26 protein-coding genes and 1 tRNA gene are annotated in these 23171 nt (G+C 41.6%); 6 read left to right on the plus strand and 21 right to left on the minus strand.

Annotated features, from left to right (window positions below; translation table 11 throughout):
• Positions 1–34: 34 nt before the first annotated feature.
• Positions 35–367, minus strand: coding sequence for a winged helix-turn-helix transcriptional regulator (locus tag JOE45_RS09030; RefSeq protein WP_210020512.1), 333 nt, complete (start codon positions 365–367; stop codon positions 35–37).
• A gap of 159 nt (positions 368–526) precedes the next feature.
• On the opposite strand from JOE45_RS09030, the gene JOE45_RS09035 reads away from it, so the two are divergent.
• Positions 527–727 (plus strand): CDGSH iron-sulfur domain-containing protein, encoded by a 201-nt coding sequence (locus JOE45_RS09035; protein WP_210020511.1) that lies wholly within the window; start codon positions 527–529, stop codon positions 725–727.
• 41 nt (positions 728–768) lie between these two features.
• On the opposite strand, the gene JOE45_RS09040 is transcribed toward JOE45_RS09035, so the two are convergent.
• The gene (locus tag JOE45_RS09040) at positions 769–2139 is read right to left on the minus strand and encodes an MATE family efflux transporter (RefSeq protein ID WP_210023354.1); all 1371 of its coding nucleotides are present in this window, start codon (positions 2137–2139) and stop codon (positions 769–771) included.
• A 145-nt stretch (positions 2140–2284) separates the two neighbouring features.
• Between JOE45_RS09040 and JOE45_RS09045 the strand changes: the two genes are divergently transcribed.
• A complete protein-coding gene (locus tag JOE45_RS09045; RefSeq protein ID WP_210020510.1) occupies positions 2285–3154 on the plus strand; it encodes an AraC family transcriptional regulator in 870 nt (289 codons plus the stop codon).
• 82 nt (positions 3155–3236) lie between these two features.
• Here the strand turns inward: JOE45_RS09045 and JOE45_RS09050 are convergent, their stop codons facing one another.
• Complete coding sequence (locus JOE45_RS09050; RefSeq protein ID WP_210020509.1) at positions 3237–4220, minus strand: zinc-binding dehydrogenase; 984 nt, start codon at positions 4218–4220, stop codon at positions 3237–3239.
• A 98-nt stretch (positions 4221–4318) separates the two neighbouring features.
• The gene (locus JOE45_RS09055; RefSeq protein WP_210020508.1) at positions 4319–4684 is read right to left on the minus strand and encodes a group I truncated hemoglobin; all 366 of its coding nucleotides are present in this window, start codon (positions 4682–4684) and stop codon (positions 4319–4321) included.
• A 313-nt stretch (positions 4685–4997) separates the two neighbouring features.
• Here JOE45_RS09055 and JOE45_RS09060 point away from each other — a divergent pair, with 313 nt between their 5' ends.
• Positions 4998–5189: a hypothetical protein gene (locus tag JOE45_RS09060; RefSeq protein ID WP_210020507.1), complete on the plus strand. Its 192-nt coding sequence runs from the start codon at positions 4998–5000 to the stop codon at positions 5187–5189.
• A 75-nt stretch (positions 5190–5264) separates the two neighbouring features.
• Here the strand turns inward: JOE45_RS09060 and JOE45_RS09065 are convergent, their stop codons facing one another.
• The gene (locus JOE45_RS09065) at positions 5265–5822 is read right to left on the minus strand and encodes an NUDIX domain-containing protein (RefSeq protein ID WP_210020506.1); all 558 of its coding nucleotides are present in this window, start codon (positions 5820–5822) and stop codon (positions 5265–5267) included.
• Positions 5823–6040: 218 nt separating this feature from the next.
• Here JOE45_RS09065 and JOE45_RS09070 point away from each other — a divergent pair, with 218 nt between their 5' ends.
• Complete coding sequence (locus JOE45_RS09070; protein WP_210020505.1) at positions 6041–6532, plus strand: hypothetical protein; 492 nt, start codon at positions 6041–6043, stop codon at positions 6530–6532.
• A 1254-nt stretch (positions 6533–7786) separates the two neighbouring features.
• On the opposite strand, the gene JOE45_RS09075 is transcribed toward JOE45_RS09070, so the two are convergent.
• From JOE45_RS09075 to JOE45_RS09130, 12 genes are all read right to left on the minus strand, one after another.
• Positions 7787–8689, minus strand: a complete 903-nt coding sequence (locus tag JOE45_RS09075) for a hypothetical protein (protein ID WP_210020504.1) — start codon at positions 8687–8689, stop codon at positions 7787–7789.
• Positions 8676–9635, minus strand: a complete 960-nt coding sequence (locus JOE45_RS09080) for an ATP-grasp domain-containing protein (RefSeq protein WP_210020503.1) — start codon at positions 9633–9635, stop codon at positions 8676–8678. The genes JOE45_RS09075 and JOE45_RS09080 overlap by 14 nt, the downstream gene beginning before the upstream one ends.
• Complete coding sequence (locus JOE45_RS09085; protein ID WP_210020502.1) at positions 9632–9832, minus strand: hypothetical protein; 201 nt, start codon at positions 9830–9832, stop codon at positions 9632–9634. The genes JOE45_RS09080 and JOE45_RS09085 overlap by 4 nt, the downstream gene beginning before the upstream one ends.
• A gap of 121 nt (positions 9833–9953) precedes the next feature.
• A complete protein-coding gene (locus JOE45_RS09090) occupies positions 9954–10712 on the minus strand; it encodes a hypothetical protein (protein ID WP_210020501.1) in 759 nt (252 codons plus the stop codon).
• A gap of 55 nt (positions 10713–10767) precedes the next feature.
• A complete protein-coding gene (locus JOE45_RS09095; protein ID WP_210020500.1) occupies positions 10768–11499 on the minus strand; it encodes a DUF6602 domain-containing protein in 732 nt (243 codons plus the stop codon).
• A 9-nt stretch (positions 11500–11508) separates the two neighbouring features.
• Positions 11509–12267: a nucleotidyltransferase domain-containing protein gene (locus tag JOE45_RS09100; RefSeq protein ID WP_210020499.1), complete on the minus strand. Its 759-nt coding sequence runs from the start codon at positions 12265–12267 to the stop codon at positions 11509–11511.
• A gap of 25 nt (positions 12268–12292) precedes the next feature.
• A complete protein-coding gene (locus JOE45_RS09105; RefSeq protein WP_210020498.1) occupies positions 12293–15364 on the minus strand; it encodes a type I restriction endonuclease subunit R in 3072 nt (1023 codons plus the stop codon).
• A 15-nt stretch (positions 15365–15379) separates the two neighbouring features.
• Positions 15380–16660: a restriction endonuclease subunit S gene (locus JOE45_RS09110; RefSeq protein WP_210020497.1), complete on the minus strand. Its 1281-nt coding sequence runs from the start codon at positions 16658–16660 to the stop codon at positions 15380–15382.
• On the minus strand, positions 16650–18146 hold the full coding sequence (locus JOE45_RS09115; protein WP_210020496.1) for a type I restriction-modification system subunit M: 1497 nt from the start codon (positions 18144–18146) through the stop codon (positions 16650–16652). Before JOE45_RS09115 ends, JOE45_RS09110 begins: the two co-directional genes overlap by 11 nt.
• A 245-nt stretch (positions 18147–18391) precedes the next feature.
• Positions 18392–18817: a hypothetical protein gene (locus tag JOE45_RS09120; protein ID WP_210020495.1), complete on the minus strand. Its 426-nt coding sequence runs from the start codon at positions 18815–18817 to the stop codon at positions 18392–18394.
• Positions 18818–18838: 21 nt separating this feature from the next.
• Positions 18839–19822, minus strand: a complete 984-nt coding sequence (locus JOE45_RS09125) for a toll/interleukin-1 receptor domain-containing protein (protein ID WP_210020494.1) — start codon at positions 19820–19822, stop codon at positions 18839–18841.
• A gap of 152 nt (positions 19823–19974) precedes the next feature.
• Complete coding sequence (locus JOE45_RS09130) at positions 19975–20373, minus strand: hypothetical protein (RefSeq protein ID WP_210020493.1); 399 nt, start codon at positions 20371–20373, stop codon at positions 19975–19977.
• Between JOE45_RS09130 and JOE45_RS24170 the strand changes: the two genes are divergently transcribed.
• Entirely contained in the window at positions 20358–20705 is a 348-nt protein-coding gene (locus tag JOE45_RS24170; RefSeq protein ID WP_461479596.1) for a tyrosine-type recombinase/integrase, read from the plus strand. The two genes, JOE45_RS09130 and JOE45_RS24170, sit on opposite strands and share 16 nt — an antisense overlap.
• A 222-nt stretch (positions 20706–20927) precedes the next feature.
• Here JOE45_RS24170 and JOE45_RS09140 read toward each other — a convergent pair.
• Both JOE45_RS09140 and nrdR read right to left on the minus strand, forming a co-directional pair.
• Positions 20928–21000: transfer RNA gene (locus tag JOE45_RS09140), tRNA-Ala, on the minus strand.
• A gap of 93 nt (positions 21001–21093) precedes the next feature.
• Positions 21094–21570 carry a transcriptional regulator NrdR gene (gene nrdR, locus JOE45_RS09145; protein ID WP_210020491.1) on the minus strand — a complete coding sequence of 159 codons (477 nt, stop codon included), beginning with the start codon at positions 21568–21570 and terminating at the stop codon, positions 21094–21096.
• Between the two features lie 97 nt (positions 21571–21667).
• Between nrdR and JOE45_RS09150 the strand changes: the two genes are divergently transcribed.
• Entirely contained in the window at positions 21668–21892 is a 225-nt protein-coding gene (locus JOE45_RS09150) for an alpha/beta-type small acid-soluble spore protein (protein WP_210020490.1), read from the plus strand.
• A gap of 96 nt (positions 21893–21988) precedes the next feature.
• Here the strand turns inward: JOE45_RS09150 and JOE45_RS09155 are convergent, their stop codons facing one another.
• On the minus strand, positions 21989–22564 hold the full coding sequence (locus JOE45_RS09155) for a lytic transglycosylase domain-containing protein (protein WP_210020489.1): 576 nt from the start codon (positions 22562–22564) through the stop codon (positions 21989–21991).
• Positions 22561–23157 carry a dephospho-CoA kinase gene (gene coaE / locus JOE45_RS09160; RefSeq protein ID WP_210020488.1) on the minus strand — a complete coding sequence of 199 codons (597 nt, stop codon included), beginning with the start codon at positions 23155–23157 and terminating at the stop codon, positions 22561–22563. Before coaE ends, JOE45_RS09155 begins: the two co-directional genes overlap by 4 nt.
• Positions 23158–23171: the final 14 nt, after the last annotated feature.

Here is a 23171-nt window from a genome sequence, read left to right on the forward strand (position 1 = left end):
AGAGGACTAAGGTTTTTTGGTTATGAGTAATGACTCATTCGGATTCCACCATTTCCAATTGTATCCATTGGGAAGACCATTGTTCAATTTCTCTGATCACCGGTTCCAGGGCAAGACCCTTATCCGTTAATGAATATTCTATGCGAACGGGAGTTTCCGGGAAAACCTCTCTTTTTACGATCCCCTCATGCTCAAGATCCTTCAGTCTCTCCGACAAAAGCCTTCCGCTGATATTGGGGAGTGCGCCCTCTATTGTACAAAACCGCTGGGGTCCTGACAGAAGCTGATGAATAATTAACCCGATCCAACGTTTGCTTATGATTTGCATACCTCTCTCAAATCTGGGGCATAATGAAGATTGTTCCATTTTAATCACCTCACCTATACTTTTATTATAACAAAAATTGTCCCAACAACAAGCTAACATAAATAAATTTATTTATATTAATTTATTTATTTATAATTTTATATTTAATTACGAAAAGTAAATAATATAATCTTCTTTGGATGCAAGGGAGGTGATAACATGTCCGATGTAAAGATAACGGTTTCAGACAATGGACCTTTGGTCGTGAATGGCGAAATTCAGCTTCTTGATGGCGAAGGCAATCCATTTGAAACTAAACAAGCGACTTACTTGTGCCGCTGTGGTTTGTCCGCCAATAAGCCATTCTGTAACGGGGCGCACCAAGGAAAATTTGAAAGTAAGGTGAGAGCTTCTTCATAAGCCGGACAAAGGCAGACCCGCAAGAGTCTGCCTCTTGAGGTTTATGTTACCCTCACTGCCGGTTGAGCCGGTGCTTCTTTATGGACTTCAGCCATAAACCTTTTTGACCTCCAGCGGTACAGAACAAGCCCCCCGCGCAATAATTCATCGAGAATCATCGCAATATAGATACCGAGCAAGCCCCAACCCAGCCGTATCCCCAGATAATAAGAGAGTCCTACGGAAACGCCCCACATCGAAATAAATCCAATGATCATGATAAACCGGGTTTCTCCAACAGCAGTCAACGCGCTTCCGATAGCCATATTGAGCATCTTGGCCGGCTGAAGTAGCAGATTAACCGCCAGTAGGGATACGCCCAGAGCTGCAATTTCCGGATCGGTTGTGAACAATCGGATCGCTTCATTTCCAAACCCATAGATCAGAAGAGCATTCGCTTGGACCAGCGCAAGTCCGATCCACAAAACCTGATAAGCACCTCGATAAGACTTCTGATGCTCACCGGAACCGTATAAATGGGCGATGCGAATTTGCCCCGCCATAGCGATGGAGTAGCCGATCAAAAAACATAAAGATTCCATCGTATTCATGTAAGTCCGGGCACTCAGCTCCTTGGCTCCAATCATAGCAATAAAAGCAAAGATAACCAGCTGCGTAATGCACCAAGAAGACATATTCACGCCTAGGGGCCAGCTCAATTTCATGGTTTCCTTGAACAATCGCTTATCAAATAAACGTAAATCCTTCCATTCAATCCGCTGTCGAAACGCCTTGCGATAAATGACCAGCATCGTCACAGCACCGAGCAAGCGGCTAATTGTCGTGGACCAGGCGACCCCTTCTATCCCCATTGGAGGAAAGCCAAAGGCACCGAAGATGACGACGTAGTTGAGCACAATGTGAACCACATTCATTCCCATCGCTATGTACATAGGGCTTCGCGTGTTTCCGGTGTTACGGATGATGGTACCCAGCGCAGCCATCGCCGCCATAAACACCATCCCCCCGCCGACAACGGAAATATAGATTTCACCAAGCGGCTGCAATGCTTCAGGCAGTTGCAGCATGCGGGCGATCAGCCCCGCTCCAAAGTAGAGGATAACACTAAGAAACACACCGATCCCCAAGCAAACATTCGCGCCGATGATGCCAATGGTTCGCGCTTCCTCTTCTTTATTCGCTCCAAGCTTTTGTGCAACAAGTATACCTGCTCCGCTGGCCACCGCCATAAACAAGATATTAACAGCTGCAAACAATTGATTGGAAATGCCCACCACCGCTACAGCATCATCAGATATGTGGCTCACCATCAATGTATCTGCGGTTCCGAGCAGAAACTGCAGGAACATTTCGATAAAAATAGGCCACGCGAGCAGCCAAAGCGACATTTTCTTTTCCTTTTGCACCAACATTTTCCCCCTGATCTCTTGTTGCATGAAGACTCTCATCTTCCACCAAGTTGGCTAACTCACATTATAAACGTTATACTGAAATCGATGTGTCAGTTTCTGAACCAAAACTTTCATTATTCCAACTTCATGAGATCGGAGGAGGCGGATGTCCATACTTCAATTTACGGCCCCGCCATTGCCGTACTATATTGTCAGTGATTACACTTTATTTCAGCCCGGACAAAAGCATTTGAATCGGCGGAACATCGGAGTTTTTGATTTGCTGGTAGTCACAAGCGGTTGTATTTATATAGGGGAGGAAGACCAGCGCTACGAAATTTCGGCAGGTCATGCGCTCATTCTCCGTCCTGACCGATATCATTACCCGACGGAAGCGTGCCGTGCGGAAACAAGGTATTACTGGCTCCATTTCAATACGACCGGTAGTTGGGGAAGCACCGAGAGTGCGGATGCAGCACCGCAAGGGGAAGCTACGAATTTCAGCACTTATACAATGCAAACCTTTACAATGGCGATCCCTCAATTTGTTAAGCTGCTGCAGCCGACATCCGTATACGACATGCTTCAACAGCTAACCGAGCTGGAGCGCAAATCTCATAACAACTGGGCGCGTTGGAAGCATCAGCTAATGTTTCAAAACATCCTCGAGCAGTTGAATGCCTCTTTTGATTTACGTGCGGTGATGCCCGGGACGAATGTTGCGGACCGAGCCGCCTCTTACCTGCGCATGCATTATAAAGAGGATATTACAGCGCAAACTCTCGGGGAGGCGATGAACTTTCACCCTGTTTATATTGCGCGCTGTATGCAGAAGGAGTTCGGCTGCTCTCCATTCGAATATCTCATGAGGTACCGATTGGAGCAAGCCAAGCTGCTTCTCCTCCAAACCGATCTGCAAATCGCCCGGATCGCTGAGGATGTCGGTTTTCACCAGCCTTCCTACTTCAGCTCCAGCTTTACTAAATACGAAGGCCTCTCGCCCCGAGAATACCGTAGAGGATTTCGGAATATCTAAATGGCATCATCTATCGTCAAAAAAGATCGGACTGCAGCAGCAGCCCGATCTTTTTGACCTATTGGGGATAAGATTTACTTCTTTACAGTTTAACTACGATTTTTCCTCGTACATGTCTTTGAGATAATCGGATAAGCGCTTCTGGAACTTGTTCCAAGGATATGACCTCATTCACCATCGGATCCACTTTCTTATCCAGCATCAGCTTCATGAATTCTTCTGCCATCCGAGCAAGGTCTCTCTCTGCCCTGTCGTCTCCTGACACATGAGCTCCGCCTAACATCAATTTGTGAACCGTGAACGTTTTGTGCGAAGGCTGAAAATCGGCAACCGTCTCAGGCGCTCCTGCGATACACGCCAATTGACCTCCAAACGCCAGCATAGACAAATCGGCCTGTGCAGTCACCCGGTTAATGGAATTCAGAATAAGGTCGACCCCTAAACCATCAGTAACTTCCATGACTCGATCATGCACGTTCTCGTTGTTGTAGTCGATCACAACATGGGCGCCTAAGGTCTTGACATAATCCAAGCTGCCGGGTGATGCCGTCGTCATGATGTTGGAAGCGCCGAATGCTTTGGCCAGTTGGATCGCATAGCCGCCGACACCCCCGGCACCGGCGTGAATCAGGATAGAATGGCCCTTTTGCATATGCATTTTTCTATGTAGAGCTTGATAAGCCGTTAGCCCCGCACACGGGAAAGCTGCCGCTTCCACAAACGATATCCCATCCGGTACAGCGGCAACCGTATGTGCTGTTGTTACGCTATACTCTGCATACCCACCTGGCTTAGAGAAGTTCCCGTGATATACAATCCGATCTCCGACAGACCAGTTCGTGACTCCTTCTCCAATTTCATCTATTGTCCCAGCTACATCCACGCCGAGCACAAATGGATACACCCAATCCGGATGGCCGTTTAAAGAGACCTTATAGTCAATTGGATTCAAGCTTGCCGCCCCTACACGCACCCGAATTTCACCCGTTCCGGGCTTGGGCAGAGGTAATTCCGTTATTGTCAGAGTATCCGGTTTCCCCGGTTCGTTTAATACTAATGCTTTCATAGCATTCTCCTTTTGAAAATTTTCTTCATCCTACCAGAATTCACTCAATTAAAAAAACGGTAGATTAGCAGAAGAGTAGACTTGAAGTGAAGTCTTGCTTATTTGTAAAGGATGTCATCCTTCAAGGTGGCCACTTGACTTAATACTTGATCAATATCTTGTTCACTAACGTTAAAGTGGGCAAGCGCATCATGAAGATGTTTTGCAATCGCGTTGAAATGAACAGGCTGCAGGTTTAATCCTTCATGAGCTTTGGCCATCGAATGCCCTGAATATGAGTTGGGTCCGCCCAATGCATAGCTGATGAATTTCGTTTGATGCCTACGCTGCTTTTCCATATCGGTATTTATAAAATATTGATTTACCGTATCATCCGCTAAAATAAGCTTGTAAAAATAATCGACCACTTTGGTGATGGCTTCCTCTCCTCCCAATTTGTTATATAAGTTTGATTCCGTCGACATTTTGCAGCACCTCTTTTTTTTATTGGACTACTATGGATATTATTTCTAGCCCTATCCACCTTATTCAAACACAACACTTGAAACAATAGAAGGATTATTTTTTGAGATTCATTTAAAGGGGAATTGGGAGAGGATTACTATGGAAGCTGTGAGAGCCATCAAATCAATCGCGAAAGCCTTTGGTTTTGCAATTATCTCCATTGGCGCGTTACCATTTTTATTCATTAAAAGTCCTAATTTTCAGGGGCAAGCATCATGATTCATCTGCGGTGCATAACTTGTTATCATCTTATAGTTATGAGGAGAGGATTAGATGGCTTTTATGCCTTACGCATACCCTTATGGTCCCTATCCGTTAACCACTTATTCGGTTCCTTATCCATCCTACTACCCCGGCGCTATGGGTGTACATCCATACGGCGGTTACTATGGCGGTTATCATCCAGGCTGGCCCGGCGTTCACGGGATACACGGCACCCATGGGGTCCATGGTGCTCATCGATGAAACCATAATCCATAAAAACCAAAAACGCCCCCCGACGGAAAGATCCATCTGGGTGGCGTTTTGTTTAGTCTCAAATTAAACCCGGAATAAGACATTGCCAGCGAGAGGAACGATCGGCTGCTCATCCGCTACCAACCCTACCGTTTTGGCCCGTACGGCTACGTCGACGAGCCAACGTGTAAACGGCGCGACATTCATCGTCTCCATCTCCTGCAGTGTGTAGAAACCGGCAGCATCTACTTCCACACCATCCGGTGTCGGTTCACCTCCCACATATTCCATGGTGAAGGCGATATAGACGTTATGTATATTTCTCGGTTGATCCCGGACGGCTACCACGCTTTTCACTACAGCCTCGACGCCCGATTCCTCCAGTACTTCCCTTCGGATCGTTTCATGGATCATTTCAAACTGTTCAATATATCCACCCGGGTTGGTCCAATATCCTTTCCCCGGATCCTGGGCTCTGCGAACGAGCAGCACCTTGCCGTCTTTTACCACGAGCGCCCCGACGCCAATACTGTAATTTCCCCAATGAACGAAGCTGCACTCGGGGCAAGCCCTTCTCGAAATACCTTCAATCTCCCTTATTTCCAATGCGCATCCGCATGACATGCAATATTTTGCTTCCAAGACAACACACCTCTTTTTTACGTTAAATGAGTGCTACACTCTGCTGGCTCAGCCTATTATACTCTATAACAAATAAAATGAATATCCGATGTTTCATCCGGAGCAAATAACGACAAAACCTCTTATTTTACATCGTATCATTTTTGATTTTTATCATGTATAATACTTTTTCGGAACACCATATATTTCCAAAATGAAAGGGTGAAGATGTTTATTTTATGCCCAACCTCACATTAGAAAAACTGTATTTTATTGAGAGACAATGCTTGAATCCCCAGGATGCCATTATCATTCGCTTGCTCATGGAAGGGGTAGAAATTCATGAGATGGTTTATTTGAAAAAAAATTCATTAGATGTATCAATCAGGATCCTGACCGTTAAAGATAGTTTGGGACAAAAACGATTTTTAAAGGTCAGCGAACGGTGCGCTGAACTATATCAACATGCCGTGAAGCAGACCCATTATTGCTTTTACAACGATTACGACCCCATCCATCGAAAATTTGTCACATTAAAAGATAGCCCCTATCTTATCAGAGTCTGTCTACAGGATTACATAGCCAATGAGAGCATGATTATTGAAATAGACTCTGTTATATTACGGACTATTTACACTAGGCTTCGTTCTTTGGCTACATTCTTTTCCCTTCCTCAGATTTCATATTTGACTACAGTAAGGCTTGACCAGGAACAAAAAGCTTTCGCTTAATGAGATCATAAAGAAAAGAACGCCACGGGCGAAAGGAGCCTCCGCTGAGTGGCGTTCTTATTAGCACATTATGCGATTGGTTTTCGTTCCATTCGGTTCATACATATCAAACGACAGCACGTTAGGGGATTGCACTTTATTTTTTACTAAACAAATTTCACCTTACCAATCTTAGCAGATATAAATAAGCCTACGCCTAGGGGGGGTGTGAGAATCCAATAGATAGATTTTTTTCATCAGAACACTTCCTTCCCCCAACGTCGTTGAGTCCCGTTATATCCAGTAAACCCTAGATAGCCTGATAATACGAAAAACACGCCTGGTCCGGCGTGTTTCGTAATTCTGTTATGGTAGAGCCTAGGGGCTCGAACGAACCCCTCACCGGATCGCTGCCAGTGATGCGCTCTACCACAGTGGTTTAGTTTTACTGCCCCAATACAGTTCAACCGCCAAATGTGCTGCGCAGATACAACCGATGAAACCATCTCTTTGTTGGAGCGCTTTATACCGGGCCTGCTGGATGACGTTTTTCCAAAAGAGATCAAACATATGCGGTATTTACCTATTGAGGAAGCAGATACATATTACCAATTACTTGCGAGTGTTTCTCCGCGTGAAGCGCTTATTCTTATTATGAAATGGTCGGTATTATCATTACAGACATGATCATTCATCATACTGCGGGTCTTCGCTTTGTCATCGTGACAACCTATGAACAGACGAACGAGCTGCTTCGGAATGCTGAGCGGCTACAACATAAGTCGTGCTACATACTTTCGCTCTCGAAAAGAGGCCATTCTTAACCTCAAAAACATACTTATCAGGAGTTATCATTGAACAATTTTAATTATCTCAGTACTTATTTATACGATACCTAAGGGGATATCTTGAGCTGACCGAGACTTTGATCAGATGCTTACGAAGCTTACTCGGGGTGAGGACTACTTTTAGCGGTAGATTCAGACGTTGCCCTCCTCCGCATTCGCTCCATCCGCGCGAACTGAACTCCGGGTTCGCCCCCTCTGGGCATTCCATCACGCAAAAAAACCACGTCTTGACGTGGTTATGTTCTTATGTGTGGTGGAGCCTAGGGGGATCGAACCCCTGACCTCATCGCTGCCAGGGTTCATCAACCCGTTATCGCTGGTTATCTGAAAGTCTCGGAAGGCTTGTCCCGCAATGTTTTTTGGCGCTTTTTATTATTTTTGGTTATCGCAAAATCTAGGGCATTATCGGTATTTTGTTACCGGATTGTTACCGCGTTGTTACCCCCCCATGATCTAATGAAGGTTCCTTTTGATGCTCCATTTCAAATTTAAGAACATCAATCTTTTTAGAAAGTTCCGTCATTTTCTCTGTCATGTCATTTAGATATTGCAATTGAACGGGTTCAAACTTGCGCTGTTGCTGTACGTTTTTAGATAACTCGTTAAGTTCGGCTAAAACTGATTTAACTTCATTTATTGCTGTATTAGTTTTTGCATGGACATTACTTATTTCATTCAATACTTTGTCATTATTACTTGTAGTCGGTATAATGAAGCTAGAAGTTGTAATCAATAACAAAAGCCCTACACAGACAAGGGAATTTCGTAATGAGGTATTACTTGCTATTACATAATTACTAAGCTTTAAGTTGTCATACATTTTCAGCTCATAATTACGAGCAATTAAGTAAACTTTTTCCTTTAACATATTATCTTCATTTCCACTTAAAGTAACTAGATATTCCAAGTCATCCAAAGAAAAATCATTAGTAGGACGACTATTAAGAGTTTTTAGTGAATACCATCCACTGACAATTAAGTAAAATACAAGTATTAATAATGCCAAGATTAATGAGATGTTAAAAAAATTATGATCTAGAAACTTTTCTCTTAAATTCAGAAGATATCCTGCCATCCCCCCAAATAATGTAAAGGAGACTGTTACCGCTACGGCAGTAACCTTTGCTTTATCTTCAAGCGATTTTCTATTATCTGAAAGATTTTCAAAAATCGAATTCGCATCTTCAACAGATACCCCACGAAATTTATTCATTAGCGGAGTGTTCTCGTTCTGATTAATCTTTTCGAATGCCTTATTGATATCTTCTTGTATACTTTTCTCAGCACGATTTACTTTAATAAACGGTAAGAGCCCTTCAACTATTTTCATTATTTTTCCTCATTATCAAATTACAAATGCTTTCTGGTATTGCAAAGTTTGCTGATTCTACAAGCCATGCCCACTCACCAGTCGGATTGACTTCAATGAAATAATACTTACTGTCACTTTCGATTAAATCAATTGCACCAAAGGATAATCCGAATGATTCCACAAGTTTAATACATTTCTGTGAAATATCTTGAGGTAATGAAAAAGGAGTAAACTGAACGTCATCTTTATGCAATCTCCAATCCCCTTCAACTCCTTTATTATCTTTAACAATTTTAACTGAAAAAACCTCATTTCCGACTACAGTAACACGAACATCAATTTTATTACCTATATATTCTTGTACAATAATCGGTGATAAACTAAGATCAGAATTAGTAAATTCTTCGAAATTGACTATATTGGAATATACAAAAGCTTCTTTACCATCAACATTTAATAGAGCCGTATCAATTGATTTTACAATAAACTCATCTTCATCAATTACTCTCTGACTTGAAGTATTGGTTACAATCGTTTTCGGACATAAGAAGCCCAGCTCCGAAGCATATTTAAGTTGTAACAGCTTATTCTCAGCTTTAAAAGTTGAAATCGGGTTGTTTACCCAATTAACTTTTTCAAATATAGTTAGGTTTCTAATGAAAGCCATCCATTGTGAACGATATAACTGTTCTTCAGCTCCAAGTGACCCATTATTTAATTCTCGCAAATAAATCGGCGCTCGAAAATAAACACTTTTTAAATGACTTTCGTTTATTAAGTACGTCTTTTCATTGAATTCGACCTTTAATGATAATGGATTAATGGTCAAAGTAATTTTGTAATAGTTAAACTCATCACGGTTTATCCTGAAGTATGAAACTTTTCTATTCTTAAGTTCGAGACAGACGTAATCTGTAGTAAAATCCATCTTGTCCGAAATGATAAGTATATCGAGAGGAGTCACTTGCGGTCTTCACCTGTTTCTACGTCAGCCTTTTTTGTCATAGGCTTTGGTCTATTATTGTCCTTAACGAAAGGAGTACCCGTATCATTAATAACCCAAAAGCCTGCTTCTCCATCGAAATTGCAGTCATCAATTTGCGGGTTAATCCTGTTCGTTGGGTAAATATAAGCTTTAGCTAGCAATAAGTGATTTTTCATGGTATCTTCTCCCTGTTATAAAGAATAAATTAAGGTAAATTCAACTATTTATATTCAAAAAAGTCATTCACTGATCTAATACCAGTTAACACACAATGTTCATCCCATATTTATTTATTTATTATTCTAAGCTCATCATCTGATCATAAAACAGTAGGGTATGAATTAATTTTCGTTTATCAGTCCCTTTATTATGGGCAGAAAAAGCCCATTCGACTTGAGATCGAGATATCCCGCTGGTCCAATTTACAGATGTCATCATTTTTTCCTCGATAACAACTTCGCCCTCTTTATTTTTATTTTTTACAGGAGATAGGTAATCGACGTAGATGTTGTGCTTTCTAGCATCCTTAAGATAATACTCAATGACTCCATTTTTCCACAAATTTATGCAATCCTCACTGATGACACACCCAGACCAATCATATATCCCTTCTTCAGTGTATGCTTTTACTAAAGCCTTGCCTACGAGCGTTATACGACCGACATCAAAATTGTGGTTCTCATTTTCTTTTTTTTGAAAGATGATAGGTCCTTTAGTAACAATTCCTCTTAGAGGAATTCCCGCCTTCATTCCTTCACTCAATATAATTCTAGTTGCTTCTGTGATTTCCAACAGTCCCCAAATATTATCATGATTTGTCCAAAGCATTATGCTGTCGGATATGACAAGCGAATTAATCATTGCGAATCTTGCATCATCGCCAAAATATTCAGATTTCCGATTCGTTATTCCTTTTAAAACAATCTTATCAAGTACATCGGTGTAGAGATTGCTTAGATACTCGTTCTCGTTATTCAAAATTAGATTCTTAAAACCTAGAATATCCATGTAAGCAAAAAAAACATCTTGATTTTGATAAATTTTTGGCGAATTCACATGCACCTCCCAAAGGCGCAATAACATAGTTTATAAACGTTTCATTTTTCACAAGCTATATCGAATCCAGCGCTTTAGCATATTCTGAAATATCAAGAGCAGGGATAGTCCCTAGCTTTTGCAAGTCAATTAAAAGTTTTAAAAAGAAAAATATAAGCGTTTCCTGTTGTGAACTTTTTTCAATTTGCAACTCTTCTCCATAGACTGTTCGAAATGAACCGGATTTTAATGCGCACCCAATATCAAGTTGTTCTTCAACATCTAACGATTTAATCACATTTTCAAAGCTATCGCCTAATGGGGGATTCCAGGAACTTTCTAAGCAAAGTATTCCCGATATAATTTTTGAATGAGCTTTTGGTGGAAGTATGCCGCCGGCATGATGTATTGGAGCAGATGTTCTAATTAGCTGCCTAGCACTTTTAGTTTTCTGTCCCGCATACTCAATATATTGTTTATTCAACTCAGGTTTCACTTCAAAAATTGCATAAACACTTTCGGCAGGTATATACACAGCTCCATCTTGATTGAAGACAAATGGGGTATATTGCTGGTCATAAATAACAACATCAATTTGGTCACTAATGTTATTTTGTGAATCGATAAGAAACGCCCTATCTACCTGGTATCTTTTTGGCAGATATACTTTTAGCCATTTTATCCAATTGATTTCAAAGGAATCACCTTTGGTAGTTGGGTGTGTCAATATACTTCGATTAGCTGCTAATTGAGAAATCATTTGATTTTGTAATTCATAAAATATTGTCCTTAAATCAGGCTTTTTCATTTTCGTCACCTACCAGATTATTTCACTCCAATATTTTTTAGCTAGCGCTTGTTCAGCAAGTTGAACAATTTTTCTTTTTTCTTGCTTGTTTAAGTCATCTGAGATTATGTTGTTCGTGTTTGATGGATCTACAATACGCTTATCTAAAAAATCATTTTTCAAATAATGAAAAACCTTCCATACATTTGTGGCGCATTGGTTCTTATTTGAATGTTTTAATGCTTCAAGTACAGAGAGTTCAAGGAATATAGAAGGAAAATCAAGATTGTTAATATGTCTCCATATCTTCATGACCCTAATTTCATCACATCTTCCGGATTCACTCACAATTTTAATGTGATTTTTCACATTTGTTTGAGTCCAAGTATCAGTTTTGCTCTTGTAAAGACTATGATAATTTGTGTTTCCTTTTTGTTTCTTTCCTGGGACAAGGTCAATATCAAGACCGTTATATTTAATTCCTATTGACACATTTTGTCTGCGTGAAGGTATTTCATTCTTATAATTATCAAAGAGTGAGTCGAAAATATATTGCAAGGTGTATGGTGTATCTGATTTCAAAGAGATAAACAGATCTAAATCGGCACTTCCTTTCACACCAGTCCCCTTCGCATATGACCCAGAGAAATGAACCTCATTCAGAAAATCTCCAGCCCAACTTTTAATCGAACTGAATAACAAGTTTGCTGTCTTATGTGCAGGGGAATTCACTCCTGCATGCTGCTGATATTTCCGAACAACTGAAAGCACATATTCTTCCGCAGTCATCTATTTCTCCTGTTCTTATTGACGCCTAGTATTGTCCTTTACTTTCAGCAGCCAATGAATGATTGTAGTTGTTAGCTTTAAAATCATACGGATTGTATTTCATCTGCAACTCTGCCTGTTTTATTACAAGCTCAGTTGCCTCAGGAATTTCATCAGGTGGGTATTTGTATTTTTTAAGCAAGCGTTTGATGAGTGAGCGCATGTTTGCTTTGGCATCATTACGTTTGTACCAATCTGGTGTCTTGTTCTCAGAAATAAGTTGAATAAGGTTCTTCGCCATCTCCCGAAGCACATCAGATTGATAATGTTCCTTAACCAGTTCAGGCTTTGCTAGAGCGTCATAGAAAGCTTGTTCTTCCGGTGATAACTGCATATCGATTCCTTCATTTAATGCTGACTCGATTTCCTTAGCAATATCAATCATCTGTGTAATCAGCACATCAATGTCTTCAGCCTGATTGTACCGCTCAACAATGTTCTTCAATTTCTCGGAGAAGAAGCCAGAGCGAACAATGTTGGTTTGCTCGAACCATTTAATTTTATCGTCAATTAACTTTTTTAATATTGTTGCAGCGACATTCTTACGTTTCATTGCCATAATCTTTTCTAAATTTTCGACAGACAGAAGACTCTTTTCCTTTTTAGCGGAGATGGATACAACTTCGTCACCGTCTCTAATAATTGCTTGCTCGATCATCGCAGTTATTTTCTTCTTAAAAGCTTCTACATCTGGCATTCCATCACGTTCAACCTTGACGATAAATGATTTTACTGCCATGAAAAAGCTTACTTGTACCCGAACGGCAAAATCCAAAGCAGTCGCACAGATGTTATAAGCACTTTGGAGCCTCGTTACATGCTTAAGAAACACTTCCTTAGTACGCTCTTTAAGCACATGCTCTACGCCGTCTTGAATCAATTCAAACCGCTCTCTGGGCGTTGCATTCATGTACTTGCTGAAATCAAAGCCATGGAACATACCCTCAAGAATTTCTACTTCCGTCATAAGGATTTCCTTAGCTTTTTCAATCTCAGGAATACTATTTTTATCCCGGCTTGTATAAGTGTTAAGTGCTTCTTTCAAATACTTACTAAGCCCGATATAATCAACAATCAGTCCAGCTTGTTTATCTTTATATACACGATTAACCCTTGCGATCGCTTGCATCAAATTATGTTCTTTCATAATTTTATCGATGTACATGGTATCTAGGCTTGGAACATCGAAGCCAGTTAGCCACATATCAACGACGATAGCGATCTTCATATCACTGTTATCGTCCTTGAACTGATTGGCGAGCGTCTGACGATGTTGCTTGTTGCCGATGATATCTCTCATTTCCTGATTCGTGTCTTTGTTGCTGTCGCTCAGCACCAAACCGATTTTGTTACCAATTTCAGGAGACTTTTCTTTGATAAGCTGATACATTCGATAGGCGATTTTTCTGGAGTAAGCAACAATCATAGCTTTACCTTTGAGCATGTTCTTGCGGATCTCGTAATGCGCAAGTATATCGTCTACAACCAGCTTGAGCCGGTCTTCATCCCCGATGACGGCTTCCATCGTGACAAGATCCTTCTTCAGCTTCTCGATTTTCTCAGGAGTTAATCCTTGAGATTCAATCTTCGCAACTTCAGCATCAATTTGATCGAGAATGCCCTCATCCAAATGTACCTTTGCAAGGCGATTCTCATAATGCAAATCAACGGTTGCTCCGTCCAGTTTTGCTTGTGTCATGTCATACACATCAATGAGTTCACCAAATACGCCGATGGTCGATTTATCATTCGAGTCAATAGGTGTACCGGTAAATCCGATGAAAGTAGCGTTTGGCAGCGCATCTCTCAAATATTTGGCATAACCGTACACAAGCTCGGCTTCGAGAGTCTTTTTATCAATCTTCATATCAGGGTCGATTCCATACTGGGAACGATGCGCTTCGTCAGCAATGACGATAATATCATGACGATTTGAGAGCAGACCGGTCTCCTCCGTAAACTTCTGTATGGTCGTAAAGAAGATACCGCCCACAGAACGGTTCTCTAGCAGCTCAATCAGGTTTTCCCGAGACTCTGCACGAACAGGCGCTTGTCGGAGAAAATCCGCCGCGCTACTGAATGTGCCATGTATTTGCTCATCGAGGTCATTTCGGTCGGTTACTACAACAATCGTCGGATTATTTAATCGCTGAATAAGTCCATCAGAGAGAAAGACCATTGAGAATGACTTGCCTGAGCCTTGTGTGTGCCAAACGACCCCACCACGCTTATCGGCATCTATCGCACGAACAACGCTATCAATGGCTTTGTTCATACCGAAATATTGATGATAACCGGCAATGATTTTGGCTTTGCCGCCAGCGAAGAAAGTAAAGTTGCGAACAATGTCCAGCAAACGCTCTTTTTGCAGCATTCCTTTAAGCAGCGTAGTAATTTGTGCAATATGCGGTTCATCAACAATGGGAGAGTTGCGATCCACTTGTTTCCACTGCATATACCGATCATAGTCGGCGGTAATGGAACCAACTCTCGCGTTTACGCCATCGCTTATTATGCTGAAAGCATTGTAATGAAACAAAGGCTTGATGATGTCCTGATATGTCTTGATCTGAAGATAGCCGTCATGAATGGTCGCATCTTCTCTAACTGTTGATTTCAACTCGATGACAACGAGTGGCAATCCATTGACGAACACAACGACATCCGGTCTCTTCTCAGCTTTGTGAATGACAGTGAATTGGTTGATTGCCAAGAACGTGTTATTATTCGGATGATCGAAATCGATGACCTTTACGATACGGGAGGGGACATCCTCGCCGTAAACTTCAATACTAACGCCTTCGATCAGGTATTTCTGAAATTGTTGGTTCGCGGCGAACAGACTCGCATCGTCAATGTATGTGAGCTTGCGAAGCGCAGCTTCAATGATTTCTTCCGGCAGGGAAGGATTCAACGAGAAAAGTGCATCACGCAAATCATGTTCAAGCACGACAAAATGATAGTCACGCTCGAAATCGTAGCCGTTTAGTATAGAATAGCCAAGCTCATCTTGCAAAAGTTCGAGAACAACCGATTCCAGACTATCTTCGGTAAACATGTGATCACCACCAATCTATAGTTCAATTTCCGATATGTCGATTTCTCCGGACATGAGTTTAGGAAGAAGGGCGTCGCGTAAGTAGGACAATACCTTAACTTCATCACCATTCCTTTTCATTCGTTGAAGGAAACTATCCGTTATTAGTCCAAATTGTTCGAGGATATAACTCGGCGGTAGTGCCATTAAATAAAATTCAAAACACGATTCAGGTACTCTTTGCCTCCCTGATGATCCAGACATATTTCTAATTGCATGATTCCGAAAATCTTCGGTTCTGGCTAGAAAATATGCAAATCCAAGAGCATGTTCATTTTTACTTCTCAATACAATAAATTCTGTTGAACCCCACCCAACTTCATCAGCATCAAGAAAATCAACAATTATTGTTTTTCCGTTTTCCAAACAAGGTGTTATTCTTGCCAACAAAACATCGCCATTAATAAACTTGCTTCCAGATGTAAATTCTCTTTCAATCCAGTCAGTTGCTCTCGCTGAGAATGAGGGAAGGTTTTTCATTTCCAGATATACAGCGTTTGTTCCTTTTTTCAAAGATCTCTTGGGATTGATATGTAATACATCGGTTACTTTCCCTACTCTCCATCCCTTGGGAATCTCTTTTCCAAGTTCCTCACACCATTCCATCTCGCCGCCGCTGGACTTGTAAGGTTCACCGTCTTCATTCGGAAACTCAAAATCAACGAACCATTGCTTGAAAATTGCCTGAGCCATTTGTTCAAGGACTTTGTTTAAACGGTTGTTGAGTTCGATTTTTTCGTCAAGAGCGGAGAGGAATGACGCGATTTTTTTCTGGCTTGGGAGTTTCGGTATGGTTATTTCAATTTCACCAATTTGTTTTAAATTAATATTTGGTTGAGCTGATTGAGCAGAAGAACTATTTACATATTCTATAACGCTCTTTTGGTTTAAATAATAATAAATATAGTTATGATCAGCTAATTTTTGATCCAATCTAATTAACGCCACAGCCTGGTTAATATTTGATGGTATGTCGGATTTTGTCACTACAGCTGTTTTACCAAGGAACATACCAGCCATTGAGAAAAGAATATCATACTCATTCAATTGAGATCTTCGCATTTTTTCTTGAGTTGAATCATTAATAAATTTCAGTTTGCTCTTATCCAAATATTTGCTATCAGTTAGAGATTCAGCTCTAAAAAATTTAACACCTTCGTTAGTAAAACCGCTACCTATGGTAGATGGAGTTGTCCCTTTGGTTATCTTTAGCGAAAGATCTCCTAATTTTACGGGTTTCCAATCATCAAAACTCATACCCGATAGCCCCCAGACTCTTCTTGATCTTCTCATCCAGCACAGAAGAATCCGACATCAAATCTGCAAGCTCTGAAACAAGCTTCTCCATCTTTTCCTCAAACGGCTCATCATCTGTAATTTCCTTCACACCAACGTACCGCCCAGGTGTAAGTACATTATTATGCTTTTGAATCTCTTCCAGATTTGCCGACTTGCAAAAACCAATTTCATCTTGATATCCGTCATTGTTCAGCCATTTGTGGTACGTATCTGCAATCGATTTAATGTCATCTTCATTCAATTCACGCAACTTGCGGCTGATCAACGTTCCCTTATCACGGGCATCAATAAACAGCACTTCGCCTTTGCGTTTCTTGCCGCGACGCAGGAACCATAAACAAACCGGAATACCCGTAGTAAAGAAGAGCTTATCCGGCAGCGCCACAATACAATCGACCAAATCTTCCTCAATAAACTTGGCACGGATATTGCCTTCACCAGAAGTTTGGGACGATAAAGAACCGTTTGCCAGTACAATACCGGCAACACCTTTGGACGGTTTCAGCTTCGAAATCATATGAGAGAGCCAACCATAGTTCGCATTCCCTTTTGCCGGAATGCCCCATTTCCAGCGCGAATCGTTCAGGAGGCTGTCTTGTCCCCAATCGCTGATATTGAATGGGGGATTAGCCAAGATATAATCAAATTTCACATCCTTAAATTGATCGTCATGGAAGGTGTCCGCGTGAATTTTTCCAAGATTCGCTTCAATTCCACGAATGGCAAGGTTCATCGTCGCAAGTCGGCGTGTCTCCGCATTTAGTTCTTGACCATAGACGGATAGCTTGTATGCATTGCCGCCATGCGCTTGCACGAACTTCTGCGCTTGAACGAACATACCTCCTGAACCACAGCAGGGGTCATAAATGGTGCCTTCAAATGGTTCAATCATTTCAACCAGTAATTTAACAACGCTGCTGGGCGTATAAAACTCACCGCCGCCTTGTCCGAGCATAAAGGCGAATTTGCCGAGGAAATATTCGTATACGCGACCAAGCGCATCTTCTTCAATCAGCAACGTATCGGCGTTTTCAAACACCATCACGACTTCGCCAACTCTGCGTTGGTCAACATCGGCACCGGAATAAATCTTCGGAAGGACCCCGGCAAGCTTCTTATTTTCTTTCTCGATGGCAATAAAGGCTTCATCAATGATTTGTCCGATATTTGGCTTCGTTGCGTTCTCGATAATATGCTTCCAGCGAGCCTTTTCCGGCACATAAAATACATTGAAACGTTCGTATTCATCGCGATCATCTTCAAAACCGTCGCCTTCTGCCACAAGCTCGTTGTAGCGATGGTCGAACCGGTCCGATATGTATTTAAGAAAAATGATGCCGAGTACGACATCTTTGTATTTGGAAGAGGCGATACTGCCTCTGAGCTTATCTGCGGCTGCCCATAGTTTATCTTCTAAGCTCGTAACAAGATTTTCCTTTGCCATTACGTTTGAATCCTCCAATGATTGTTTGTCTTTAATTATAACTGATATTATAGACGATAAGATGTCAGGAAACGGATGTTCCGGTGGTAATTAAATGATACGATAAATCCGACACGATCTTTATTGTTTCGACTAACTGCTTCCAATTTCCTGCTTATATAGGAAAAAAGCCCCGCATCAATTCAAGCGGAGCGTAGAACATAGATTCTCGAAAATTAATCTTTTTTCTCTAAAAGAAAAAATAATTAGCACTTAAGCAAAGACTGGACGGTAGTAATGAAAGAGTTATTATGAATACCGAAATCCACCTTATTTAGGAGAAGTTGAGATCCATCTTGAAAGGTCAATTCCAACTGTACGTCTTTAAACCTACTAAATGCCGTTATTTCCCCATGAGATATTGTCATCATTTGAATATTTTTTTGAGTAATATCACTAATTTTCCTAACAGTAAATTGAACATCCGGATTTTCATTAAAAAAATTAATTGTCCCATTTACAATGAATGATTGGTTATGGGCGAGAAATACTATTGGCATATTATTATCTCGGTCTGTTTTCAAAAATACGGTTTCTTCGCCTTCCGGGACCGTCGCTTCAAGTAATGATTGTAGCTGTCTTCCACATTCAAACCGTTTTAACCAATCAATAAAATTATGGTAAGAGTCCATATGTAATTCTCCCTAATGCGTCTATATTTTCAAGGCAGTTAGAATATGGTTCTTCCAAATCGTACGCACGATTGTCTCGGGTGTTGTCGATTCATCGCGGTCATAGAAATTCATTGTCATCCTGAGAGATAGGGTATCATTTTTAACTTCACTATAAATCATCTCATTCATTGAATTATCATTAAAGGAATGTGCTCCATAATGGAAATTTATTGATGGAGATGAATGGCTAAACCCACCGACCCACATTTTAAGCCCTGTTTTCAGTTGTCCATCTACGTAAGAATTAAACATGCATTTTTGGCTACTGTCCTCAACAAGAGTAAACTTGAAATTTGGATTTACGGACTGAACATGCTCGAACAATTGGATAAAGAGATCTTTCACCTCTTTATAACTTCGTTTAAGATGTTCTTCTTTATCGAGATCCGTGTATTTTTTTAGATTTGGCATTTGAATATCTGCAAACAAAGATTTTGCTGACTTAGTTGGTACTGATGGTGTAATCACTGCTGAATCAAATTGTGGTATTTCCCCTAAAGGCGCTTTTTGATAAGGACTAACTCGGTAAATCCGGCGTATCAATTCCTGTAGCTTGTTTTCAAATTGTTCCTCATTCGAAAAGTCAATCGCATAATAGTCCTGCATATGGAAAGGAAATACTACATCGAAATCCCCTGAATGTCGCATTATTAAAATAATTTTATCTTTATTTCTACGTAGCGTTGGTAATAGTAACTCCGATTCAAAACCAACTCCACCAGTAAATGAATTTGCCTTATTAGCGTAATTTTCTGTTAGGACAACAACTACATAGTCATAATCATGCATAGCCTCGATCATCATTTGGTTTAAATTAACTGTTTTCTCGTATAACACAAACTTGTCAATTTGTGCATCGATTCCACCATCAGCACGTAACCGATTGGCGAGATCTACGACCCATTGTTCATGCTGGCGATTATCCCAACTATAGCTAAAAAAAGCTTTTATTCGCTCTTTCATACGAACCCCTTCTTTCGGGTGTTAAGATTGTATGGGTATTACAATAATGGCACATCAAGAAACATACGTTCCTATAATTTATTATAAGAATTATTGATTCTCGGGTCAATGTGTACTACAACATCCGTGATTCATTAGACCAACCCTTCCATTTACCCGGTTGCAAAAGAAAAAAGCCCCACATCAGCAGAGCAATGATTCAACTCAAATACAACATTTATATTTAAATTGGCGTAATGGTGGCTTAGCTTAAATTCAATTCGTGGCACCCCATCTGATGGATAATCCGGAATAATACATTCAACATATTTATCCAATCCTTCAGATTGAATCAATTGAAAAGCCCTCCTCATAGCTTCGGGGCAATAACGCTGTTTTTCTCCCTTTAGAACGTATAGGTTAAGTTTATGTGCTTTACCACTGATTTTTTCATAATCCATATAGGAAAAGGATAGTGGGGGATGCGAAATTTTATCTTTGTCCGTTACGTATGTAAAACCATGACGTTTTAGCAAGTTTGTAATCTTAGAGCGTAATTCTTTTCTGTTCATGTTTATTCGCCTCTCGATATGCTCAAGAGCTTTATCAGGAACATAATTTGGTCTGCCCCACGTCTGTCGGCACTCCGATTAATCCAAGTAATTTAAGACGAAGTTTATACCGCATTATCAAAAAAGCAAGCGTTACTCGTGTTACATTTCATGAATTAAGGCATAGTCATTTAACTCATTTATTAATGGCTGGAGTCGATTCAAAAATAGCTGCCTCTAGAGGTAGACATAGTTCCACAAGGGTTACCAATGACATTTATCGACATGTCATAAAAGGTGTCCAGCGGGATGCACTTACAAAGTACCGAGAAATTATTCCCACAAAAAAATAAGTTTGAACAAGCTTTCGGGCTTGTTCTTTTTTTATTTATCCTTTGTTATCGCTGATTATTTTATGTACTCGCGGGTATTTATTTTTACCTCGTGTTACCGGATTCTTACCGGGCAATTCGCATATTGCATTTTTATGCAATACCATTAGATTATTATGCAAAACCAATTCAACATAATAACAAAAGAAAAAAGCCTTCTAAGAAGGCTTAATTCTTGTTTTATGGAGCCTAGGGGGATCGAACCCCTGACCTCATCGCTGCCAGCGATGCGCTCTCCCAGCTGAGCTAAGGCCCCGTGATGTTGTTATCGTCATTCTCTCGATCGGCGACAAAAATAAAGATAACATAGGGGGAAGGGGCTTGTCAATATTTTTTTAGAAAGTTATTTTTAGCCGCCGTTCCCGCCTACATGATGCTTGGACAGAAGCTCGTTGAGCTCCTTCATGAACATATTGATGTCTTTAAATTGCCTGTACACCGAGGCAAAACGAATGTAGGCCACCTCGTCAACGGGATACAATTCAGACATGACGATCTCGCCGATCTCGCGGCTGTCCACCTCCGCTTGGGCGGTGTTGCGGATCTGCTTCTCGACCTCGGAGACGATCATTTCCAGTCTTTCTACGGACACAGGGCGCTTCTCACAAGCACGGATAAGGCCGCGGAGCATCTTCTCCCGGCTGAACTCCTCACGGCTGCCGTCCTTCTTAATCACGATGAGCGGAGTTTCTTCAACCATCTCAAACGTAGTAAAGCGCTTTTGGCACTTCTCACACTCCCGACGGCGTCTTATGGATTTATTCTCGTTCGCGGCACGTGAGTCCAACACTTTAGTACCGGAATAATCGCAGTATGGGCATTTCATCGGTTATTCTCCTTTCCAAAATTCCCAACAGCTCCCTGACATGAGATCCTTGTAAACGCGCATAATAGGTTTACCAACGACAAGGAGGTGAACAGACATGGGTGCAGGTCAATCCCGCAGCAATAACATATTGGTGGTTCCTCAAGCCAATGCGGCACTAGATCAAATGAAATACGAAGTAGCTCAAGAGCTGGGTATTGCCATCCCACAAGATGGCTACTACGGTAACATGGCTACTCGTGATACTGGTGCAATCGGTGGTCACATTACTCGCCGCTTGGTGCAAATCGCCGAGCAGCAATTGGCAGGTCAATTCAAATAATAACACGTTTTGAAGAATAGGAGAAGAAGCAGCCCGGACAACACTCCACATCAGGAGTGCCTGTCCGGCGCTTCTTTATTTCAGCTAGAATACATATCAACGGATTTCCCAATCCTCCGCATAGGTTTTGTAATACTTGTCATAATAATACGTAACGCGTTGGACGTAGCGTTTCGTTTCTCCATAAGGAATTTGATCTGTATTGTCGAGCGTTCCATCCCATTGTCCCTCCTGCAGCCAGCGGCTCACTTTGCCATGTCCTGCGTTATACCCGGCAAGAACAGCGAAGGTGTTGCCGTCAAACTGCTTGTACATCCAGTTCAAGTACCATGAACCTAGCTCAATGCTCACTGCAGGGTCGTCCAAACGATTTTTGAACGTACTGGGGAAAGATGCTTTCTCAATAATCCAATCCGATGTATCCGGCATCAGCTGCATTAGTCCATACGCGCCTTTATTGGACGTCACATCAGTCCTGTAATTGGTTTCTACCCGAATAACGGCCGCAATCAAAAAGGGATCCAGCTGGTACTTCTGTGCGCTTTGGCGAATCTCCTGTTCAAATTGGATCGGATAAAGTATACGTCCCAATACATTGCTGCCTAGAAACAAAAATAGCAAAAACGTCAGAAGCAGTAGGGCGAACACGCGCTTTTTGCGCCAAAAGCTCATGACATCCCCCTTTCCAGCCAAAACCGTTCGATTTGCATCTCCGTTTCCTCTATCGTACCCGAGTTATCGATGACGATATCGGCCAATTCCTTTTTCGTTTCGATCGGCATTTGCGAGTTCAATCGCTTGTCTGCCTGTTCCTTCGTTAAACCGTCCCGCACCATCAGACGCTCCATTTGGATGCTCCGAGGCACGTAGACTACCATCACCTGCTTGTACAAAGCCTGTAAACCTGATTCGTACAACAGCGGTACATCCACTACAACCAGCTTGTCCGGATGCTCTGCTTCATAAGCGTGCATCCGCTCGCGCATGGTTGCGCGAATCGGCGGATGCAGCAAGCCTTCGAGATCCTTCAGCGCACCCGCGTTCCCGAAGACGCGTTCGCCGAGCTTTTTCCGGTCAAGTGTGCCGTCCGGCAGCAGCAAGTTTGCTCCAAACCGGTCAATCACTTGAGCTAAGACGGGGGTGCCCGGCTCCACCACTTCTCTGGCAATGCGGTCCGCATCAATCAGCAGCGCTCCGCGGCGGACAAGCATGGAAGCAACTGTACTCTTGCCGCAGGCAATGCCCCCGGTTAATCCGATGTTCAATGGGTCTCCCCCTA

This window comes from Paenibacillus sp. PvR098, assembly GCF_017833255.1.
In the GTDB taxonomy this organism is placed as follows: Bacteria; Bacillota; Bacilli; order Paenibacillales; family NBRC-103111; genus Paenibacillus_G.

What these genes read in the sequence shown, in the direction of transcription:
- JOE45_RS09070 (WP_210020505.1), top strand. Translation starts at nt 6,041, where the DNA reads ATGCCCAACCTCACATTAGAAAAACTGTATTTTATTGAGAGACAATGC.
- nrdR (WP_210020491.1), bottom strand. Translation starts at nt 21,570, where the DNA reads ATGAAATGCCCATACTGCGATTATTCCGGTACTAAAGTGTTGGACTCA.
- JOE45_RS09085 (WP_210020502.1), bottom strand. Translation starts at nt 9,832, where the DNA reads ATGAAAAATCACTTATTGCTAGCTAAAGCTTATATTTACCCAACGAAC.
- JOE45_RS09150 (WP_210020490.1), top strand. Translation starts at nt 21,668, where the DNA reads ATGGGTGCAGGTCAATCCCGCAGCAATAACATATTGGTGGTTCCTCAA.
- JOE45_RS09030 (WP_210020512.1), bottom strand. Translation starts at nt 367, where the DNA reads ATGGAACAATCTTCATTATGCCCCAGATTTGAGAGAGGTATGCAAATC.
- JOE45_RS09050 (WP_210020509.1), bottom strand. Translation starts at nt 4,220, where the DNA reads ATGAAAGCATTAGTATTAAACGAACCGGGGAAACCGGATACTCTGACA.
- JOE45_RS09125 (WP_210020494.1), bottom strand. Translation starts at nt 19,822, where the DNA reads ATGAAAGAGCGAATAAAAGCTTTTTTTAGCTATAGTTGGGATAATCGC.
- JOE45_RS09095 (WP_210020500.1), bottom strand. Translation starts at nt 11,499, where the DNA reads ATGAAAAAGCCTGATTTAAGGACAATATTTTATGAATTACAAAATCAA.
- JOE45_RS09100 (WP_210020499.1), bottom strand. Translation starts at nt 12,267, where the DNA reads ATGACTGCGGAAGAATATGTGCTTTCAGTTGTTCGGAAATATCAGCAG.
- JOE45_RS09155 (WP_210020489.1), bottom strand. Translation starts at nt 22,564, where the DNA reads ATGAGCTTTTGGCGCAAAAAGCGCGTGTTCGCCCTACTGCTTCTGACG.
- JOE45_RS09060 (WP_210020507.1), top strand. Translation starts at nt 4,998, where the DNA reads ATGGCTTTTATGCCTTACGCATACCCTTATGGTCCCTATCCGTTAACC.
- JOE45_RS09040 (WP_210023354.1), bottom strand. Translation starts at nt 2,139, where the DNA reads ATGTTGGTGCAAAAGGAAAAGAAAATGTCGCTTTGGCTGCTCGCGTGG.
- JOE45_RS09075 (WP_210020504.1), bottom strand. Translation starts at nt 8,689, where the DNA reads ATGAAAATAGTTGAAGGGCTCTTACCGTTTATTAAAGTAAATCGTGCT.
- JOE45_RS09045 (WP_210020510.1), top strand. Translation starts at nt 2,285, where the DNA reads ATGTCCATACTTCAATTTACGGCCCCGCCATTGCCGTACTATATTGTC.
- JOE45_RS09120 (WP_210020495.1), bottom strand. Translation starts at nt 18,817, where the DNA reads ATGGACTCTTACCATAATTTTATTGATTGGTTAAAACGGTTTGAATGT.
- JOE45_RS09110 (WP_210020497.1), bottom strand. Translation starts at nt 16,660, where the DNA reads ATGAGTTTTGATGATTGGAAACCCGTAAAATTAGGAGATCTTTCGCTA.
- JOE45_RS09105 (WP_210020498.1), bottom strand. Translation starts at nt 15,364, where the DNA reads ATGTTTACCGAAGATAGTCTGGAATCGGTTGTTCTCGAACTTTTGCAA.
- JOE45_RS09035 (WP_210020511.1), top strand. Translation starts at nt 527, where the DNA reads ATGTCCGATGTAAAGATAACGGTTTCAGACAATGGACCTTTGGTCGTG.
- JOE45_RS09055 (WP_210020508.1), bottom strand. Translation starts at nt 4,684, where the DNA reads ATGTCGACGGAATCAAACTTATATAACAAATTGGGAGGAGAGGAAGCC.
- JOE45_RS09130 (WP_210020493.1), bottom strand. Translation starts at nt 20,373, where the DNA reads ATGAACAGAAAAGAATTACGCTCTAAGATTACAAACTTGCTAAAACGT.
- JOE45_RS09115 (WP_210020496.1), bottom strand. Translation starts at nt 18,146, where the DNA reads ATGGCAAAGGAAAATCTTGTTACGAGCTTAGAAGATAAACTATGGGCA.